The organism is Saccharopolyspora sp. NPDC047091, from assembly GCF_040643635.1.
GTDB lineage: Bacteria > Actinomycetota > Actinomycetes > Mycobacteriales > Pseudonocardiaceae > Saccharopolyspora_C.
The window spans coordinates 42,300-60,111 of record NZ_JBEYUS010000002.1 but is presented as its reverse complement, the minus strand read 5'-3'; the positions used below and the strand labels follow the sequence as shown (position 1 = coordinate 60,111).

The window sequence follows — 17,812 nt, the reverse complement described above, 5'->3', positions numbered from 1 at the left end:
CGCTCTCATCGCATCCACTGGCCGGGGTCCGGCCGGAACGACACGGTCAGCCCGTCGTCGGCGGCCACCGCACCGGTCACCGTGCACCGGCGCAGCACCGCGGGCAGCGCGATCAGCCGCCGCCTGCCGTCGACGGTGACGGCGAGCTCGTCGCCGATCCGCGCCAGGTCCACCTCGGCGTCCTCGTGCAGCGGCAGGCCCAGCCGCAGCGTGTACTCCGCGTCCAGCGACCGGCCCCCGCCGCCGAGCTCCACCTCCGGGGCGCTCGCGGCGCCGGCCAGCGGATCGTCGGTCCCGTAGAGCTCGTCGGCGAGCTCCAGCAGCGCCGGGCCCACCGGCTCCGCGGCCCGGTGCAGCACCGAGCGCACCGGCAGGTCCGTCGCCGCCCGCACGTCGGCCAGCACATTCTCCTGCTCCCGGCGGCGGGTGCGCAGCCAGGTGGCCGCCTCCCCGCGGGCCGATCCCGGGTGCGGCACCAGCCGGTTCGCCACCAATCCGTCCACCCGGATCTGCTGCAGGGCCAGCGCGGTCAACGTGCGCCGGGTCTCGGCGGCCACCACGGCTTCCGGGGTGAGCACCAGCCGCACCCCGGTCTGCGGGGAGAGCAGCGTGCCGCGCAGCTCCGCCAACCGGTCCGCGAGCCTGCCGAGCGCTTCGGCGACCCCGTCCCAGCGCTCCACGTTCTCGCTGCCCGCGACGCCCGCGAGCAGCCCGCGCACCACGCGGCGGTGGGCCGGGAACAGCCGCTCCAGGTACCCGGACAGCGATTCGGGCAGCGCCAGCAGCCGCAGCGTCTCGGCGGTGGGCCCGCAGTCGACGACGACGGCGTCCCACACCCCGTCGAACGCGAAGCGGTGCACCTCGGCGAGCGCCAGCAGGTCCTCCACCCCGGGCAGGTGGGTGAGTTCTTCGGCCTCAAGCTCGCCGACCCCCGCGCCGAGCAGCATGGTGCGCAGGTGTTCTCGCAGGTCGGACCACGCGCGGTCGAGCAGGTCGCGGGTCTGCACCTCGGCGGCGTGCAGCCGGGCGGTGCGCTGCTCGGCGCGCAGTTCGACCTCGGCGGGTTCGGCGCCCAGCGGCGTGCCCAGCGAGTCGCCCAGGGAGTGCGCCGGATCGGTGGAGACCACCAGCACCTTCTGCCCGAGCTCGGCGAGGCGTGCGGCGGTAGCGGCGGCGAGGGTCGTCTTGCCGACGCCGCCTTTTCCGGTGAACAACAGGATGCGCAAGGGCGGTCTCTGGATCGGATCGGGGCTGGTGCCGGGGCCGACCGGTCGCCGAGCCGTCCGGCCACCGGCTCGGGGGTCACCGCCGCTGTGGTCGGTGTGCTGCTGGGACCGGTGCTGCTGGTGCCGCGTCGGTCGGGACCCGCACCCGGACCGACGATCACCGCGGTGCGGGGCGCCCGGGTCAGGAGCGGGCTTCGACCCGGCGCTTGAGCTCCTTCAGAGCGGTATTCATGATCATCTTCTCGGCCTTGCGCTTGAACATGCCGATCATCGGCATCGCCAGGTCCACCGCGAGGCTGTAGGTCACTTCGGTGCCGCCGTCCTTCGGCGCGAGCCGGTAGCTGCCCTGCTGCGCCTTCTGGACCTGCCCTTCGGACAGCGTCCAGCTCACCGACAGCCCGTCCTCGGCCCACTCGTAGACGTTGACGTAGGTGTCCTTGACCACCCCGGCGTCGAGCACGAAGCGCACCTTCTCGGCCTGCCCGCCGCCGGTCGTCGAGAGCACCTCGGTCTCCTTGACCGCTTCCGCCCATTCCGGGTAGCTCGCGAAGTCCGCGATCACCGCCATGATGTCGGCAGCGGCCGCCTGGATCACGATGGACTGGGTGGACTGATCGACCATGCCCCGAAGATTACAGGTCCGCGCGCGGGCGGGGCGCGACCGGCGGCCCGGTGTCCGGCGCCGTCCATCGTTCGTGATCGTCACCAGCGGAGCGCGTAGGGCCGCTCGGTGCGCTGGAAGTGCCCGACGTTGACGCATTCGGTGCTCCCGACCCGCACCCGGGTGGCCAGCGGCTGGTGCACGTGCCCGAACAGCGACCAGCGCGGCCGGTCCCGGTGGATGCGCTCCAGCAGCGCCGCGGAACCGTGCTCGGGGCGGCGGGCGATGACGTCGTAGACCAGGTCGGGGACCGCGGGCGGCAGGTGGCTGCACAGCACGTCGACCGGGTCGAGGGCCGCGACGGCGGCGTCGTACTCCTCCTCCGGCCGCAGGTACGGCACCCAGGCCGCGTCCCGGCGCAGCACGCCGCCCGGGGACAGCACGGTGCCGCCGACGAAGCCGAACCGCAGGCCGCCGATCTCGACGCTGGTGCCGTCGACGAAGTGCACGCCGTCGCGGGCGAACTCGGGCCACAGCTCGGGTTCGTCCACGTTGCCCGCGATGGCGTAGGTCGGGGCGCTCATCGCGGCGAACAGGGTGGCGTACTGCTCGCGGACGGCTTCGCGCACGACGCGCTTGGGCTCGTCCAGCGAGGCCCACAGGGAGCGCGCGTAGGCACCGATCTCGGCACCGCGGTGGTTGCGGCGCAGTTCGGCGAAGTGCGCGACCTTCTCGGCGCCGAAGACCGCGCCGAGGATGCCCCGGCCGTGGTCGTGGTAGTCGACGAAGTCGATCAGGTCGCCGAGCACGACGAGCGCGTCGGCACCGTCACCGGCCCGCTTCAGGGCTTCGGCGTTGCCATGGACATCGGACACCACGTGCACGCGCACGATCTACTCCTCACCGCAGTTCTGCCGACCGGGTCGCGAGCGCGGACGCCGCTGTCCGCCGCACCGCCATGCTGCCGTGCCGCGCGGGATGGAACCAGCAGCGATCACCGTCCGGGACGGCGCGGGCCAGCCGTTCGGCGGCGCCGAGTGGTCCGCGCGGACGGTTCCGCGGGCCCTCGACTGCTCCGGACGTGGTTAGCGGTGGCACCGGACAGCCTGCCATGATCCTCACCACCGGCGGAAACGACTCGGGCGGGCACCGGTGCGCGGCGGATCGCGGCGTGGCAGGCTGCGGGCGGGGGCAGTAAACGAGTCGGACTAGTTTCGTAATCGGGGGCTCGGGTCTACCGCTCGGTAACCATCAGCGTTAGGTTGTCCGCACATTTCGCGTTTCATCGGAGGTTTCAAGGTGCGAGAGTTCAGCGTCCCCGCGACTGAGGCCGTGGCCGAAGACGAGAACCTCACCGACATGGTGTGGGCGAACGCGGAACGCTTCGGCGGCAACGTGAGCTTCCGCCGCCGGGTGGACGGCACCTGGATCGACGTCACCGCCGCCGAATTCGCCGCCCAGGTGCTCGCGATCGCCAAAGGGCTGATCGCCGCCGGGCTGCAGCACGGCGACCGGGTCGGGCTGATGTCCCGCACCCGCTACGAGTGGACGCTGCTGGACTTCGCCATCTGGTCCGCGGGCTGCGTGACCGTGCCGGTGTACGAGACCTCCTCCGCCGACCAGGCCGAGTGGATCCTCAGCGACTCCGGCGCCCGCGCCGTGTTCGTCGAGACCGACGCGCACCGCGCGGAGCTCGACGGCGTCGTCGAGAAGCTCCCCGCCCTGGAGCACGTCTGGCAGATCGACGCGGCCGAGGGCGCCGTCGACGCGCTCACCGAGCTCGGCGCCGACATCACCGACCAGGACGCCCACCGGCGCCGCCGCGAAGTCCGCGCCGACGAGCTGGCCACCCTCATCTACACCTCCGGCACCACCGGCCGCCCCAAGGGCTGCGAGCTCAGCCACCGCAACCTGCTCGCCGAGGTCCGCGGCGACGTCAGCGTCTTCCCGCAGCTGCTGCGGCAGGGCAACTCGATGCTGATGTTCCTGCCGATGGCGCACGTGCTGGCCCGCGCCATCGCCACCGCCTGCGTCTACTCGCGCACCACGCTCGGGCACACCGGCGATGTCAAGGACCTCGTCAGCGACCTCGGGTCGTTCCGGCCCACGCTGATCCTCGCCGTGCCGCGCGTGTTCGAGAAGGTCTACAACACCGCCAAGCAGAAGGCGCACGGCGACGGCAAGGGCCGCATCTTCGACGCCGCCGAGGACACCGCCGTCGCCTACAGCCAGGCGCTGGACACCGGCGGGCCCGGCATCGGCCTGCGCGCCAAGCACTTCCTGTTCGACAAGCTCGTCTTCGGCAAGCTGCGCGCCGCGCTCGGCGGCCGCTGCCTCGGCGCCGTCTCCGGCGGGGCACCGCTGGGCGACCGGCTGGCGCACTTCTACCGCGGGGTGGGCGTGCCGGTGCTGGAGGGCTACGGGCTCACCGAGACCACCGCGGCCGCCGCGGTCAACGTCGAAGAGGCCTACAAGATCGGCACCGTCGGGAAGCCGATCCCCGGCACCAGCGTGCGCATCGCCGAGGACGGCGAGGTGCTGCTCAAGGGCGACGTCGTGTTCCGCCGCTACTGGAACAACGAGACCGCCACCAAGGAATCCCTCGAGGACGGCTGGTTCCACACCGGCGACCTCGGCTCCCTCGACGAGGAGGGCTTCCTGCGGATCACCGGGCGCAAGAAGGAGATCATCGTGACCGCGGGCGGCAAGAACGTCGCACCCGCCGTGCTCGAAGACCACCTGCGCGCGCACCCGCTGATCAGCCAGTGCATGGTCGTCGGCGACAAGAAGCCGTTCATCGGCGCGCTGGTCACCCTCGACCCGGAGTTCCTGCCCGCGTGGCTGGGCAACCACGGCCGCTCCGCGGACACCCCGCTGACCGAGCTGGTCGACGACCCCGAGGTGCACGCCGACGTGCAGGCCGCCATCGACGAGGCCAACAAGGCCGTCTCCCGCGCCGAGGCGATCAAGAAGTTCCGCATCCTGCCGAAGGACTTCACCGAGGCCACCGGCGAGATGACGCCGAGCATGAAGCTCAAGCGCAACAAGGTCGCGGAGAACCACGCGGCCGACATCGAGGCGATCTACGGCTGATCTCCCCCGGAATCCCCTCGCCGCGCGAGGGGGGAACGAGCGATCAGAACATCCTGCGGAGCTCCGATCTCCAGGACCTGAGCAGGTCCGAGGTGGACAACCCGGCGATCTCGTGCAGCGCCGGGTCCACTTCGGACGGTGATCCGGAGCCCGCGATGCGCTTGTACAGCTGCACCACCTTCGGCTCCCCCACCAGCTTCGCCAGGTGCGCCACCAGCGACCAGGACTGCTGGTAGGCCAGGTCCAGATCGCGGCCGGAGGCGTGGAACTCGGTGTCCGGCGGCGGCCCCGCAGGCGGCTCCCCGGTGCGCACCCGCCGGGCCAGGTCGGGCGCGATCCGCTCCGGCGACAACCCGCTGGCCCGGTAGCCGACGTAGTCCGCGAAGCCCTCCAGCAGCCACATCGGCGCGCCGTCCGCGGTGTCGGCCCGCGCGGCCACGTGCGCCATCTCGTGCCGCAGCACCACCCGCAGCGAGGTGTCCGAGAGCCGGTCCGCGGTCTCGGTGTTGAGCACCACCCGCGGGCCCTCCACCCGCCGGGAGGCGGTGTCCACCTTGTCCGCGACGGCGACGGCGGCGATGCCGTCCACCGCGAACTCGGCGCCCACCAGCTCGCGCAGCTCCTCCTGGGAGCGCGGCAGCAGCACGCCCACCTGGCGCCGCCAGTCCGGCCCCCACACCGCGGTCACCGCGGCCTCCGCCGAATCCAGCTCCCCCGCCACCCGGTCCGCGAGCTCCTCGGACCCGTCGTGGCCGATGATCACGCCGTGCGGCAGCACCCGGACCCGGCAGTCGCCGAAGTCCCACGGCCCGCGCCAGGACCGCCCGCGCGCCCGCTCGTCGCCGCTGAGCAGCCAGCGCCCGTCCCGGCGGGTGAAGGTGAACCCGGTCGGGCGTTCGGTGGGCACCTCGTCGACGCCGACCAGCGCGTAGCGCAGCACCACCTCCGGCGTCCCGCCCGCGGCCGGGGCGTCCCGCACCTCGTAGCCCCATTCGGCGAGCGGCACCTCGGCGAGGCTGCGGAAGAGCTCGCGCTGCCTGCGCTGGAAGTCGTCGGGGGCCGCCGGGTCCAGCGAAGCCGTGAACGCGGCCTCGTCGTGGTCCAGGACGGCGCGGGCGCGGCTCTCCAGCACCGCCTGCCACTCGCGCTGCGCGGTCGCCGGAGCGGCGTTCTGGAACGCGGGAACGGGTGCGGGCGGGGCCTGCGCCGGGAACGGGACGAACGCGCCCACGGCCAGTGCGGCCGCGGCGGCGACCGCCGCAGGCCACCCCCTCGACGCCCCAGGCACGAGCCGGATCGTAAGTGGCCCCGCGGCGCCCGGCCCGTCGCGAACGGCCGCCCGTCACCCACACGCGAGAAGGGCCGCCGCCCCCTCCTCGGGGACGACGGCCCTCGCGTGCGTTCCGCGCGGTGCTGCGGGAATCAGCCTGCGACGCGCCGGATCGAGTTCACCGGGGCGATGCTGTCGTACTTCGCGACCTTCACCACGTCGCCCTCGGTGGGGGCGTGCACGGCCTTGCCGTTGCCGACGTACATCGCGACGTGGCTGACCGGGCTGTAGTAGAAGATCAGGTCGCCGGGCTGGAGCTGGCTGGCCGAGATGCTCTTGCCCTCGGTCACCTGCGACTTGGTGGAGCCGCCGATGCTCACGCCCGCCTGCTTGTAGGCCCACTGCATCAGGCCGGAGCAGTCGAAGGTGCTCGGGCCCTTGGCGCCGTAGACGTACGACGAGCCCTGCTTGCTCAGCGCGGCGGTGACCGCTGCGGCGGCCGAGCCGCTGCCGCCCGCGAATTCGTAGTCGGTCTCGCCGCCACCGGTCAGCGAGGACTGCTCGTCCTCGGTGAGCTCGGCGTAGCGCTCCTTGACCTTGGCGATCTGCGCGTCCATGTCGGCCTTCTTGCGGCCGATCTCGTCCTGGATGCGGGCCGCGTCGGCCTCGGCCCGTGCCGCCTGCTCGCGGGAGGCTTGGGCGCGCTTGGTGGCGTCCTCGGCCTGGTGCACGGCGGCGGACAACCGCTTGATCGCGTCGTTGTTGTCCTTGGCCAGCACGTCCAGCGCCGAAGCGCGGTCGAGGAAGTCGTTCGGGGATTCGCTCACCAGCAGCGCGGAGAGCTTGTTCAGCCGGGCGCCCTGGTAGGAGGCGGTGGTCAGCTTGTCGACCTGGCCGCGGAAGCGCTCTTCCTCGGCCCGGGCCTGCGTGGCGACCTGCTCGGCCTGGTCCGCCTCGGCGGAGGACCGGTCGAGCTCGGCCTGCTTGGCCGCGTGGTCGTCCTCGGCCTTCTTGTAGTCCTCGGTGACGACTTCGGCCTGGTGCGAGAGCTCGCGCACCTGCTTGGCCGCGTCCGAGGCGTTGTCGGGGAGTTGGGGGTCTGCGATCGCCGGCGCGGAGGTCATGCTGACGGCGGCGGCGACCGCCGAGGCCGCCAGCGCTCCGCGCATCGTGCGCTTCAATCGGTGCGACGCCACGTCGCGCATAGCTCCTTCGTTGTCGACCGCCTACCGAGAACGCAGGGGTGGTCCGGAGCGATCCCGGACTCCGGGCGCGTTGCGGCGCCCGCTCACCCCACGGGGGCAGGTCCCGGTTCGGCTCCCCGACTAGCCGATTCGGCGGCGCTTCGCGGAGGACCCGGAGTGGGTCGCTGATCGCCACGAAGACGCGGTAAGGCTACGAAAGGTGAAGCGTGACGTCTAGCAGAGGGGGGGTAATTCTTCTGAACACGACGCAATAGCACAATGGGATTATCTTCATACGCGGAGCGTGATCGGATTACCCGATCTTCTGACCTGCGGCTCCCCGATGGGACTCACCGGCCCGGATCGGCCCACCGCACCGCACGGGCCCGCTATGAGATCCACCACGCCCCGGCGCTCAGACCCGGTTCAACCGCTCCAGCAGCACCGCCGACGCCACCGCGTACGCGCCCGTGCGCCGCACGGACGTCACCACCGCGCGGTCCGAGGTCGCCACCACCAGCTGCCTGCCCTGCGGCTCGGCCACCACCAGCTCCCGGATCACGTCGTCCGCGATCACTCCGGCCGGGCTGAACATCACCCGCACCCCGCGCGGGCCCGCCGTCGGCACCGACAGCACGTCCGCCCCGTCGAACACCACCGTCACCTCGGCACCGGTGCGCGCCGCCAGCGCCGCCAGCTGGTGCGCCAGCCGGTTGCGCTGGTCCGCCAGCGGCAGGTCCGGGTACCCGGTCTTCGTCACGTTGTAGCCGTCGACGATCACGTGCACCGCGGGCAGCGCCAGCAACCGGTCCAGCGCCGCCGCATCCGCGACCCGGCCGGTCTCCCCCGAATCCGGCCGCACCCGCTGCACCACGTCCGCCGGGCGCGGGCCGTGGCCGCCCGCGCGCAGCTCCCGGCGCAGCCCGCCGAGCGCGCCCTCCATCGTCTCCAGCAGCAGCGAGATCCGGACCTCGTCGCCCTGGCGGGCCTCCCGCGCCGACTGGCGGGCCACCTCGGTCTCGGCCGCCGCGCGCTGCGCCCGCTCCCGCTCCTCCTGCGCGCGGTCCCGCTCCCGGTCCCGCTGCGCACGCAGGTCCGCCAGCTCCGATTCGACCCGCTCGTGCGCGGCCGCGAGCTCCGCGCGGGCCGCCTGTGCGTCGTCCTTGGCCTCCTTCAGCCGCACGCCCTGCTCCCGCAGCCGCTTGCGCAACCGGTCGGCCTCCGAACCGGACTCCGTCCCGGCGCGCTCCTGAGCGCGGCGGGCCTCGGCCAGCTCGGCCTGCAACCGATCCGCGTCCGCGGCGAGCCGCTGGGCCCTGGCCTGCGCCGAGTCGCGCTCGCCGCGCAACCGGCCCTGCTCCACGCGGAACGCGACCAGCTCCAGGAAGTGGCCCGTGTTCGGCAGCGCCAGCAGCAGCCCGGCCGCGGCCACCACCACCGGGTCCGGGTGCACCCCGTCCAGCCCCTCAGGGCGGTTCTCCCGGCACCAATCGGCGACCGCGGTGCGGAACACCGGCGAGTCGCGCAGCGCCACCAGCAGCGGCCCCTGGCCGAGCTTCGCGCGCTTCGCCGGGGCGAACCGGACCACCGGGCGCAGCTGGGCGGGCACGTCCGAGGGGCGCAGGTCGTCGAGGGCGTCCGCCGCCAGCTCGGCGAGCCGGGCACGCACCGGGGCGGGCAGCTCGTCGGGGTCCGCGCCGAACTCCCGGTGCTGCTCCGGTTCCCGGGGCCGGTCGGCTTCTCCGGTCTGCTCGGTTCCCCCGGACCGCCCGGCTTCCGCGGGGAGTGCGGCGTCCCTGGTCCGTTCGGCGCCCGCAGGCCGGTCCGCTTCCCCGGAACCCTCGGCTCCCGCAGACCGTTCGGCTCCCGCAGGCCGTTCAGCTCCCCCGGACCGCTCCGCTCCCGCAGGCCGACCGACATCCCCGGGACGGCCAGGTTCCCGGGGCCGGTCCGCTTCGGAGCGCCGCGCCGGGGAAGGCTGTTCGGGACCGGTCTCCCGGGCACCGTCCGGCACCTGCCGCGGACCGTCCACAGCAGACTCTTCGGTGCGCGGGGAGTCAGCACCCGACGTCGGCGGAACCACGACCCCAGGCTAGTCGGCCGCTCCCCGCTCACCCGATCCGGAGGTTGTCGGGGTCCCGTCGTAGCGTGCATGCGATGACCGGGCAGCTGACCTTCGACGAGATCGACGACGAACTCCCGCTGCACTCGGCCACCTTCGTCGTCGTCGACCTGGAGACCACCGGCGGCAGCTCCCGGCAGGACACCGTCACCGAGATCGGCGCGGTGAAGGTGCGCGGCGGCGAGGTACTCGGCGAGTTCGGCACCCTCGTCGACCCCGGCCGCGAGATCCCGCCGATGGTGGTCTCGATCACCGGCATCACCCAGGCGATGGTGCACGGCGCGCCCCGGTTCGACTCGGTGCTGCCCGCGTTCCTCGAGTTCAGCCGGGATGCGGTGCTGGTCGCGCACAACGCCCCGTTCGACGTGGGCTTCCTCCGGGCGGAGTGCGAGCGGCTCGGCGTGGCCTGGCCGAAGCCGACGGTGCTGTGCACCGCGAAACTCGCCCGCCGCGTGCTCGGCAAGGACGAGACGCCGAACCACAAGCTGGGCACCCTCGCCCGCGTGCTGCACGCCCGCACCACCCCGGTGCACCGCGCCCTCGACGACGCCCGCGCCACCGTCGACGTGCTGCACGCGCTGCTGGAGCGCCTCGGGCCGCTGGGCGTGCGGACCGTCCCGGAGCTGCTGGAGCACCTGCCGGACGTGACCCCGCAGCAGCGCCGCAACCGCGGTCTCGCCGATCCGCTGCCGCACGCGCCCGGCGTCTACCTCTTCCGCGGCCCGAACGAGGAGGTGCTCTACGTCGGCACCGCCTCCGACCTGCAGCGCCGGGTCCGGCAGTACTTCACCGCCGGGGAGCGCCGCAGCCGGGTCAAGGAGATGGCGGGACTCGCGCACCGGGTGGACCACGTCGAGTGCGCGCACCCGCTGGAGGCCGAGGTCCGGGAGCTGCGGCTGCTCGGCGCGCACCAGCCGCGCTACAACCGCCGCTCCAAGTTCCCGAAGCGCACCTGGTGGGTGGTGCTCACCGAGGAGGCGTTCCCGCGGCTGTCGATCGTGCGCACCGCCCGGGACGGCGCGCTGGGTCCGTTCCGCTCCCGCACCGCGGCCGCGGCGGCCGTCGAGACCCTGCAAGCCGGGGGCTCGCTGCGCCGCTGCACCGAGCGGATCCCGGCGCGGGACCAGCGCGGCCGCCCGTGCGCGGTGCACGAGCTGGGCCGCTGCGCGGCACCGTGCGCCGGGTTGCAGAGCGTCGAGGAGTACGCGCCGGAAGTGGTCTCGGTGCGTGAGGTGATCTCCGGCGCGCCCCGCTGGGAACCCGGCGGACTGCTGGAGCGGCTGCGCGCCGAGCTGGGCCGGTTCTCCGCCGAAGAGCGCTTCGAGGACGCCGCCGCGGCCCGCGACCGGCTCGCCGAACTGGTGCGCGCGCTGGACCAGGCGCAGCGCTGGGCGGCACTGGCGGCGGTGCCCGAGCTGGTCGCGGCCCGCCCGGACGGTTCCGGCGGCTGGCAGCTGGCGGTGGTCCGCCACGGCAGGCTCGCCGCCGCCGGGAACGCGCGCCGCGGGGTGCCGCCGATGCCGGTGGTCGACGCGCTGCAGGCCGCGGCCGAGACGGTGCTGCCCGAGCCGGGCCCGCTGCGCGGCGCCCCCGCCGACGAGGTGCGGGTGGTGCACCGCTGGCTCACCACCGGCGGCACCCGGCTGGTCCGCTGCGCGCAGCCGTGGTCCGAGCCCGCGGGCTCGGCGGCGTCCTGGCGGGCGTGGCTGGACCGGGCCGCGCAGGCCAGGGCGCCGTACCCGGCCGCCGACTGACCGGGCCCCGCGCGGTTCCCGACCACGAAGAACGGCCCGGCACCCTGCAAGGGGTACCGGGCCGTTCGGCAGTGCTGATCGCTCACTCGGAGGGCTGCTGCGGCTTTCCGCCGGAGACCAGCTCGCGCTCCTCGTGCGCCTGGCGCTCGTTCTCGGCGCGCGCCCGCGCCAGCGCCTCGGTCTCCTCCGCCGGGTCCGGCTTCAGCCAGCTGCCCTCGACCGGGGAGCCCGCGGCCCCGAGCTTGTTCATCTTCTTCGGCACCGAAGCGCCCTGGTACGGCAGCTCCTCGGGGTGGCCGTGCGAGTCGACCGGGCCGAGCGGCTGGTGCACCTCGATGAACTCGCCGTGCGGCAGCCGCTTGATGATGCCGGTCTCCACGCCGTGCTCCAGCACCTCGTGGTCGGAGCGCTGCAGGCCCAGGCAGATCCGGTAGGTCACCCAGTAGGCCACCGGCGGCAGCAGCAGCAGGCCGATGCGGCCGCCCCACGTCATCGCGTTCAGCGAGATGTTCAGCTCGAACGCGATCACGTCGTTCATGCCGGAGACCATCAGCACGCCGAAGAACGCCAGCGCCATCATGCCGAGGCTGGTGCGTACCGGGTTGTCCCGCGGACGCTGCAGCAGGTTGTGGTGCGCGTCGTCCCCGCTGAGCTTGCGCTCGATCATCGGGTAGCCGATGAGCAGCGTGAACATGATGCCCATGCCCAGCGCACCGCAGAAGAACACCGGCGGCACCGTGTACGGCCCGATGTAGAGCTCCCAGGCCGGCCAGATCCGCAGGATGCCGTCCGCCCACATCAGGTACCAGTCCGGCTGCGAGGCGGCGGAGACCTGCGAACCGATGTACGGCCCGAGGTTCCAGATCGCGTTGATCTGGAAGACACCGCTCATGATCGCCAGGACGCCGGTGGTCAGTGCGAAGAACGCACCGGCCTTCAGCGCGAAGATCGGCATGATGCGGACGCCGACGACGTTGGTCTCCTTGCGCTTGGCGCCCGGGAACTGGGTGTGCTTCTGGTACCAGACCAGCGCCAGGTGCACCGCGACCAGGCCGAGCATGATCCCCGGCAGCACCAGCACGTGCAGGATGTACAGCCGCGGGATGATCTCCGTGCCGGGGAACTCCCCGCCGAACAGCGCCCAGTGCATCCAGGTGCCGAGCACCGGGATGGACAGCACGATGCCGGACATGGTGGCGCGGACACCGGTACCGGAGAGCAGGTCGTCCGGCAGCGAGTAGCCGAAGAAGCCCTCGAACATGCCCAGGATCAGCAGCAACGAGCCGATGACCCAGTTCCCCTCACGCGGGCGCCGGAACGCACCGGTGAAGAAGATCCGGAACATGTGGGCCATCATCCCGGCCACGAACAGCAGCGCCGCCCAGTGGTGCAGCTGCCGGATGAACAGGCCGCCGCGGACCTCGAACGAGATGTCGAGGGTGCTCGCGAACGCCTTGGACATCTCGACGTCCTGCAGGTTCCGGAACACCCCGTCGTAGGTGACCTCCTCCATGGAGGGGTCGAAGAACATCGTGAGGTAGATCCCGGTGAGGATCAGGATGATGAAGGTGTAGAGCGCGATCTCACCGAGCATGAACGACCAGTGCGTCGGGAAGACCTTGTTGATCTGGCGGCGGATGCCCGGCGCCATGTTGTAGCGCTTGTCCGCCTCGTCGGCCGCGGAGGCGGCCTTCCGGTAGAGCTTGCTCTCCGGTTTGGTGGGCGTCGTGATCGAACTCATGAGTTGCGCTCCCAGTACGCTGGGCCGACCGGCTCGATGAAGTCGTGCCTGGCCACGAAATATCCCTCTTCATCCACCGTGATCGGTAGCTGCGGCAGGGAACGGGTGGCCGGACCGAAGACCGGCTTGGCATAAGTGTGGACCACGTCGAACTGCGACTGGTGGCACGGGCACAGCAGGCGACCGGTCTGCTGCTCGAACAGCGAGGTGGGGCAGCCCACGTGGGTGCACACCTTCGAGTAAGCGTAGTAGTCGCCGTAGTTGAAGTCCTCCTGGCCCTTGCGCTTGATCGGAGCGCTGCCCGGCCGGAGCCGGATGAGCATCACCGGGGCGTCGCTGCGGCGCAGCACCGAGACGAGCTTGTGCTCGTCCTCGCGGTCGGAATCGCGGAACGGGAAGACGGTCTCGAAGCCGCCGGCGTCGATGTCCTCCGGGCGCAGCAGCGACACGTCGTGCGGGTCACCGGTGTCGCGGCGCAGGTAGACCTTCTCGTTGCCCTCCTTCATCCACGCCGTGTGCTTGAGGGAGTCGGGTCCCTCGGTGGCCCACGGGTTGCGGATGAAGCCGCCGATGGCGATGACGCCGGTGCCCAGCCCGAGCACGGCACCGCTGAAGGCGAGCGTGCGCTGGATCATGGAGCGCCGGGCGAACCCGCTGCGCACGCCGGTGTCGGCGAGGATCGCGGTGGTCGTCTGGCGGTCGACCTCTTCGGAGCCGTGCCCGTCGTGGCGCTGCTGGACCGCGACCTCGTGCGGGATGAGCCGCTTCGCGTAGAGCACCACGCCGACGCCGATCGCGAAGATCGACAGGCCGAGGAACAGGCCGACCAGCGGCGTGTACAGGTTGTAGAGGAAGTACTCGCGGCCGCCCTGCTGCGGGGTCACGTAGCCCCAGGGCCAGAACACGAACACGGCGATGAACGCGATCGCGGAGAGCCCGGCGAGCGCGAACCAGGCCGCGACCGCGCGCTCGGCCCGCTTCTCGGCGCGGGTGTTCTCCACCGGGAACGGGTCCTCGTAGTGGAGGAGCTCGACGCCGTCCAGCGCCAGCCCGAGCCGCATCTTCTCGTCGCGGCTCATCTCGGCCAGTTCGGCCTCGGTGTAGTCCCGCCTGGGGGTTTCGTGCCCCTCGTCCCGCGGGGTGTCACTTGCACTCATGCCCTGGCTCCGATCCACAGGGTGACGCCGATCAGCGCGCCGAGTCCGACGACCCAGGCGATGACGCTCTCCGAGGCGGGGCCGAAGCCGCCGAGGGAGCTGCCACCCGGGTTGTTGTTGTTGTTCGTCACGGACTTGACGTACGCGATGATGTCCTTCTTCTCCTCCGGCGTGAGCTGCCGGTCGGAGAACTTCGGCATGTTCTGCGGCCCGGTGAGCATCGCCTCGTAGATCTGCTGCTCGGTGGGAGCGTCGAGGCTGGGCGCGAACTTGCCGGACGACATCGCGATGCCGCGTCCGGTGAAGTTGTGGCAGGAGGCGCAGTTGAGCCGGAACAGCTCACCACCGCGCGAGGAGTCACCGGTGGCGGCGGCACCGGTGGTGTCCGGGGACTCCGGGCCCCCGCCGTAGGTCTGCACGTAGGCCGCCATCGCGTCGATCTCCTCGGGGGAGAACTTCGGCGGCTTGCGGATCGCCTGGGCTTCCTGGCGGACCATCGGCATGCGGCCGGAGGAGACCTGGAAGTGGACGGCGGCCTCGCCGACGCCGACCAGGCTCGGGCCGCGGTCCTTCACGCCGCCCAGGTTCGCGCCGTGGCAGCTGATGCACGCGTTGTTGTAGAGCTGCTCGCCCTGCCTGACCAGCGCCGGGTCCGCCGCGGCGTGCGCGGTCTGCGGCTCGGGGGTCAGGACGGTGTACAGCCCGCCCGCGCCGACCAAGGCGATCCCGAGCGCGAGGACACCGGAGAGCCTGCGCCGGAACTTGGATCCCGCGCGGTTCCGTTTCTTGATGGTGGTCATGAGTGCGGCAACCCTTGCTGTCAGGTTCGGGGTGTTACGTGGCGGCCCGGTGGGGCCGGTGGATCACGGAACGAGGTAGATCACGGCGAACAGTCCGATCCAGACGATGTCGACGAAGTGCCAGTAGTAGGACACGACGATCGCCGCGATGGCCTGTGCCGGGGTGAACTTGCTCAGCTTGGTTCGGATGAGCAGGAACACGAAGGCGATGAGCCCGCCGATGACGTGCAGGCCGTGGAAGCCGGTCGTCATGAAGAACACCGTGCCGAACGCCGACGAGGCGATCGTCGTGTGGTGCGCGGTGACCAGCGTGTAGTACTCGCCGGCCTGCCCCAGCACGAAGATCGCACCCATGATCAGCGTCACCACGTACCAGCGGCGCAGGCCGAACACGTCGCCGCGCTCGGCCGCGAACACTCCCCACTGGCAGGTGAACGAGGACGCCACCAGGATCACCGTGAACGGGAGGGCGTAGGCGATGTTCAGCTCGCTGGGCGGCGGTGGCCACGCACCCTCGTTCTGCGCCTTCACCGTGAAGAACATGGCGAAGAGTCCAGCGAAGAACATCAGCTCGCTGGCCAACCAAACGATGGTGCCGACGCTGACCATGTTCGGCCGGTTCAGCGAGTGCACGCGTTGACTGATTGAGGGCGCTGCCGTTGTCACGCGACGCATTATGTCCCGTGCGTTTTCCCGCTGCGCTCTCGGGTCCCGGGCGTGGCTCCTCGGTGATCGGATCGCGACCTGGAGGTAACTCATCGTGTTGGATTTCCGCAGCGTTTTGTCCCGTCTGGGCTTACGTGCCCGGTCAACGGGCCCTGCCGCGCCGGATTGGGACGATTCGGACCTGACCGTGGTGGTCAGCGCGTTCGACGAGACGGAGGCCGCATCCGCGGTGCTCGCCCGCTCCCCCGACTGGGTCGAAGCGGGGGCCGCGGTGCTGCGCCACCACCTGCTGCTCCCACCCGGATCGACCGAGCGGGCCGCTGAGCTGCTGGAACAGGATGGCTGGCGGTTGCGTGCGGCGGCCGAACCGGAACTCGCGGGCTTCGGCGCGGAGCCCGCGGCCGGCGCGGAGCCGCTGTTCGCGGAGCGTGTGCAGAAACTCGACGCGTTGCATTGCTCACAGGAGAGCTCGCGGATGGCGGGCCTGGCCCAGCGGCTCGGCGGCCGGGCCGTCGGGTGGGTGGCGTTGCAGAAGCCCTGACCGCCCGGCCCGGCGGCGTCGTGGCGGGTACTGCTCACCCCCGTTGAGCGGCTAGCATCCGGAGATCACCGTCATCGAGGACACCCTCTCGTCATCGGGCCGGGTCACCACGACGCAGTGCGCGGACCGCCTGGCCAGCGAGGAGCAGCTGATGAGCACGTCGACCACCACCGTCCTGGTCTTCAGCCACCGCGCCGAGGTGCGCGAATCGATCATCAACGCGATCGGCAGGCGCCCGTCGCCGGACCTGCCCCGGGTGACCTACGTGGAGGCGGCGTCGGTCGCCGACGTGCTCAGCGAGGTCGACGCGGGCCGCGCCGACCTGGTCGTCCTCGACGGCGAGGCGCAGCCCACCGGCGGCATGGGCGTGTCCCGGCAGCTGAAGAACGAGATCGCGCACTGCCCGCCGATCGTGCTCACCGTGCGCAGGCGGGACGACCGATGGCTCGCGACCTGGTCGCAGGCGGACGCGGTGCTGGTGCACCCGCTGGACCCGCTGTCGTCCGCCGAAACGGTCGCCGAACTGCTCCGCACCGCGCTACCCGCGGTGCGGGCCTGAACCTCCCGGAGAACAATCGTGGGCACCATGTCGGGTAGCTGGCCGGAACTCCTCGGACACCTCGTGGCGGGCAACGACCTGTCCACGGAGGACACCGCGTGGGCGATGGACCTGGTGATGACCGGCGCGGCCACCCCGGCCCGCGTCGCCGCGTTCGTCGTGGCGCTGCGCGCCAAGGGCGAGACCGCGGCCGAGGTCCGCGGCATGGCCGACACGATGCTCGCGCACTCGCTGCCGCTGCAGGTGGACCGGCGGACCGTCGACGTGGTCGGCACCGGCGGGGACCGCTCCGGCAGCGTGAACATCTCCACGATGACGGCGATCGTGCTCGCCGCCTGCGGCGCGGCGGTCGTCAAGCACGGCAACCGGGCGGCCTCGTCGAAGTGCGGCACGGCCGACGTGCTGGAGACGCTCGGCGTCACCATCGACCTGCCGCCCGCGCGGGTGCGGGACTGCCTCGACGAGGTCGGCATCGGGTTCTGCTTCGCGCCCGTGTTCCACCCGGCGATGAAGTTCGCCGCCGGACCGCGCCGGGAGATCGGCATCCCCACCGCGTTCAACGTGCTGGGGCCGCTGACCAACCCGGCGCGGCCGGCCAGCGGGCTCATCGGCTGCGCGGACCAGCGGATGGCGCCGGTGATGGCGGAGGTGTTCGCCGCGCGCGGCAGCTCGGTGCTGCTGGTGTCCGGCGACGACGGGATGGACGAGATCACCACGACCTCGACCACGACCTGCTGGGTCGTCGGCGACGGGCAGGTCCGGCAGGAGCGGATCGTCCCGGAGGACCTCGCTATCCCGCGCACCACGCCGGAGGCGCTGCGCGGCGGCGACGCCGAGGTGAACGCCGAGGTGGTGCGGCGGCTGCTCGCCGGTGACCGCGGGCCGGTGCGGGACGCGGTGGTGCTCAACACCGCGGGCGCCCTCGCCGCCCACGACGGCATCGGCACCGACCTGGACGCGCAGCTGCGCGCCGGGATCTCCCGCGCCGAGCAGGCCATCGATTCCGGTGCCGCCGCCGAGCTCCTCACCCGCTGGGCCGGCTTCGGCCGGTAGCCCCGGCCGGCTCGCGGTCCGGCGCGCCGGGTCACCCGGTGGCGC

General features: G+C 72.1%; 15 protein-coding genes. 5 read left to right on the top strand and 10 right to left on the bottom strand.

Annotated elements, in window-relative coordinates:
• Positions 1–5: 5 nt before the first annotated feature.
• The 3 genes from ABZ805_RS01680 to ABZ805_RS01670 all read right to left on the bottom strand — a co-directional run bounded on the left by ABZ805_RS01680 (position 6) and on the right by ABZ805_RS01670 (position 2,717).
• Entirely contained in the window at positions 6–1,226 is a 1,221-nt protein-coding gene (locus ABZ805_RS01680; protein WP_358432832.1) for an ArsA family ATPase, read from the bottom strand.
• Positions 1,227–1,407: 181 nt separating this feature from the next.
• On the bottom strand, positions 1,408–1,848 hold the full coding sequence (locus tag ABZ805_RS01675) for an SRPBCC family protein (protein WP_358432830.1): 441 nt from the start codon (positions 1,846–1,848) through the stop codon (positions 1,408–1,410).
• An 80-nt stretch (positions 1,849–1,928) separates the two neighbouring features.
• The gene (locus ABZ805_RS01670) at positions 1,929–2,717 is read right to left on the bottom strand and encodes a metallophosphoesterase (protein ID WP_358432828.1); all 789 of its coding nucleotides are present in this window, start codon (positions 2,715–2,717) and stop codon (positions 1,929–1,931) included.
• A 409-nt stretch (positions 2,718–3,126) separates the two neighbouring features.
• Between ABZ805_RS01670 and ABZ805_RS01665 the strand changes: the two genes are divergently transcribed.
• Entirely contained in the window at positions 3,127–4,920 is a 1,794-nt protein-coding gene (locus ABZ805_RS01665; protein ID WP_358432826.1) for a long-chain fatty acid--CoA ligase, read from the top strand.
• A gap of 43 nt (positions 4,921–4,963) precedes the next feature.
• Here ABZ805_RS01665 and ABZ805_RS01660 read toward each other — a convergent pair whose 3' ends face one another.
• The 3 genes from ABZ805_RS01660 to ABZ805_RS01650 form a co-directional block, all read right to left on the bottom strand.
• Positions 4,964–6,208 carry a basic secretory protein-like protein gene (locus ABZ805_RS01660; RefSeq protein WP_358432824.1) on the bottom strand — a complete coding sequence of 415 codons (1,245 nt, stop codon included), beginning with the start codon at positions 6,206–6,208 and terminating at the stop codon, positions 4,964–4,966.
• Between the two features lie 134 nt (positions 6,209–6,342).
• A complete protein-coding gene (locus ABZ805_RS01655) occupies positions 6,343–7,395 on the bottom strand; it encodes an NlpC/P60 family protein (protein WP_358432822.1) in 1,053 nt (350 codons plus the stop codon).
• Between the two features lie 394 nt (positions 7,396–7,789).
• Positions 7,790–9,043, bottom strand: a complete 1,254-nt coding sequence (locus ABZ805_RS01650) for an NYN domain-containing protein (protein WP_358432820.1) — start codon at positions 9,041–9,043, stop codon at positions 7,790–7,792.
• A 488-nt stretch (positions 9,044–9,531) separates the two neighbouring features.
• Between ABZ805_RS01650 and ABZ805_RS01645 the strand changes: the two genes are divergently transcribed.
• Positions 9,532–11,250, top strand: coding sequence for a DEDD exonuclease domain-containing protein (locus ABZ805_RS01645; RefSeq protein ID WP_358432818.1), 1,719 nt, complete (start codon positions 9,532–9,534; stop codon positions 11,248–11,250).
• Positions 11,251–11,332: 82 nt separating this feature from the next.
• Here the strand turns inward: ABZ805_RS01645 and ABZ805_RS01640 are convergent, their stop codons facing one another.
• The 4 genes from ABZ805_RS01640 to ABZ805_RS01625 form a co-directional block, all read right to left on the bottom strand.
• Entirely contained in the window at positions 11,333–12,991 is a 1,659-nt protein-coding gene (locus tag ABZ805_RS01640) for a cytochrome bc complex cytochrome b subunit (protein WP_358432816.1), read from the bottom strand.
• On the bottom strand, positions 12,988–14,148 hold the full coding sequence (locus ABZ805_RS01635; RefSeq protein WP_358432814.1) for a ubiquinol-cytochrome c reductase iron-sulfur subunit: 1,161 nt from the start codon (positions 14,146–14,148) through the stop codon (positions 12,988–12,990). The genes ABZ805_RS01640 and ABZ805_RS01635 overlap by 4 nt, the downstream gene beginning before the upstream one ends.
• On the bottom strand, positions 14,145–14,948 hold the full coding sequence (locus tag ABZ805_RS01630; protein ID WP_224966980.1) for a cytochrome c: 804 nt from the start codon (positions 14,946–14,948) through the stop codon (positions 14,145–14,147). The genes ABZ805_RS01635 and ABZ805_RS01630 overlap by 4 nt, the downstream gene beginning before the upstream one ends.
• Positions 14,949–15,011: 63 nt before the next feature.
• Complete coding sequence (locus tag ABZ805_RS01625) at positions 15,012–15,530, bottom strand: heme-copper oxidase subunit III (protein ID WP_358432812.1); 519 nt, start codon at positions 15,528–15,530, stop codon at positions 15,012–15,014.
• A gap of 208 nt (positions 15,531–15,738) precedes the next feature.
• Between ABZ805_RS01625 and ABZ805_RS01620 the strand changes: the two genes are divergently transcribed.
• From ABZ805_RS01620 to trpD, 3 genes are all read left to right on the top strand, one after another.
• The gene (locus ABZ805_RS01620; RefSeq protein ID WP_358433060.1) at positions 15,739–16,155 is read left to right on the top strand and encodes a hypothetical protein; all 417 of its coding nucleotides are present in this window, start codon (positions 15,739–15,741) and stop codon (positions 16,153–16,155) included.
• A gap of 151 nt (positions 16,156–16,306) precedes the next feature.
• The gene (locus ABZ805_RS01615) at positions 16,307–16,714 is read left to right on the top strand and encodes a hypothetical protein (RefSeq protein WP_224955313.1); all 408 of its coding nucleotides are present in this window, start codon (positions 16,307–16,309) and stop codon (positions 16,712–16,714) included.
• A gap of 27 nt (positions 16,715–16,741) precedes the next feature.
• Entirely contained in the window at positions 16,742–17,767 is a 1,026-nt protein-coding gene (gene trpD / locus ABZ805_RS01610; protein ID WP_358432809.1) for an anthranilate phosphoribosyltransferase, read from the top strand.
• Positions 17,768–17,812 lie beyond the last annotated feature (45 nt).

Coding starts and splice junctions, on each gene's coding strand:
- ABZ805_RS01675 (WP_358432830.1), bottom strand. CDS start 1,848: ATGGTCGATCAGTCCACCCAGTCCATCGTGATCCAGGCGGCCGCTGCC.
- ABZ805_RS01655 (WP_358432822.1), bottom strand. CDS start 7,395: ATGCGCGACGTGGCGTCGCACCGATTGAAGCGCACGATGCGCGGAGCG.
- ABZ805_RS01645 (WP_358432818.1), top strand. CDS start 9,532: ATGACCGGGCAGCTGACCTTCGACGAGATCGACGACGAACTCCCGCTG.
- ABZ805_RS01640 (WP_358432816.1), bottom strand. CDS start 12,991: ATGAGTTCGATCACGACGCCCACCAAACCGGAGAGCAAGCTCTACCGG.
- ABZ805_RS01635 (WP_358432814.1), bottom strand. CDS start 14,148: ATGAGTGCAAGTGACACCCCGCGGGACGAGGGGCACGAAACCCCCAGG.
- ABZ805_RS01630 (WP_224966980.1), bottom strand. CDS start 14,948: ATGACCACCATCAAGAAACGGAACCGCGCGGGATCCAAGTTCCGGCGC.
- ABZ805_RS01615 (WP_224955313.1), top strand. CDS start 16,307: ATGAGCACGTCGACCACCACCGTCCTGGTCTTCAGCCACCGCGCCGAG.
- trpD (WP_358432809.1), top strand. CDS start 16,742: ATGTCGGGTAGCTGGCCGGAACTCCTCGGACACCTCGTGGCGGGCAAC.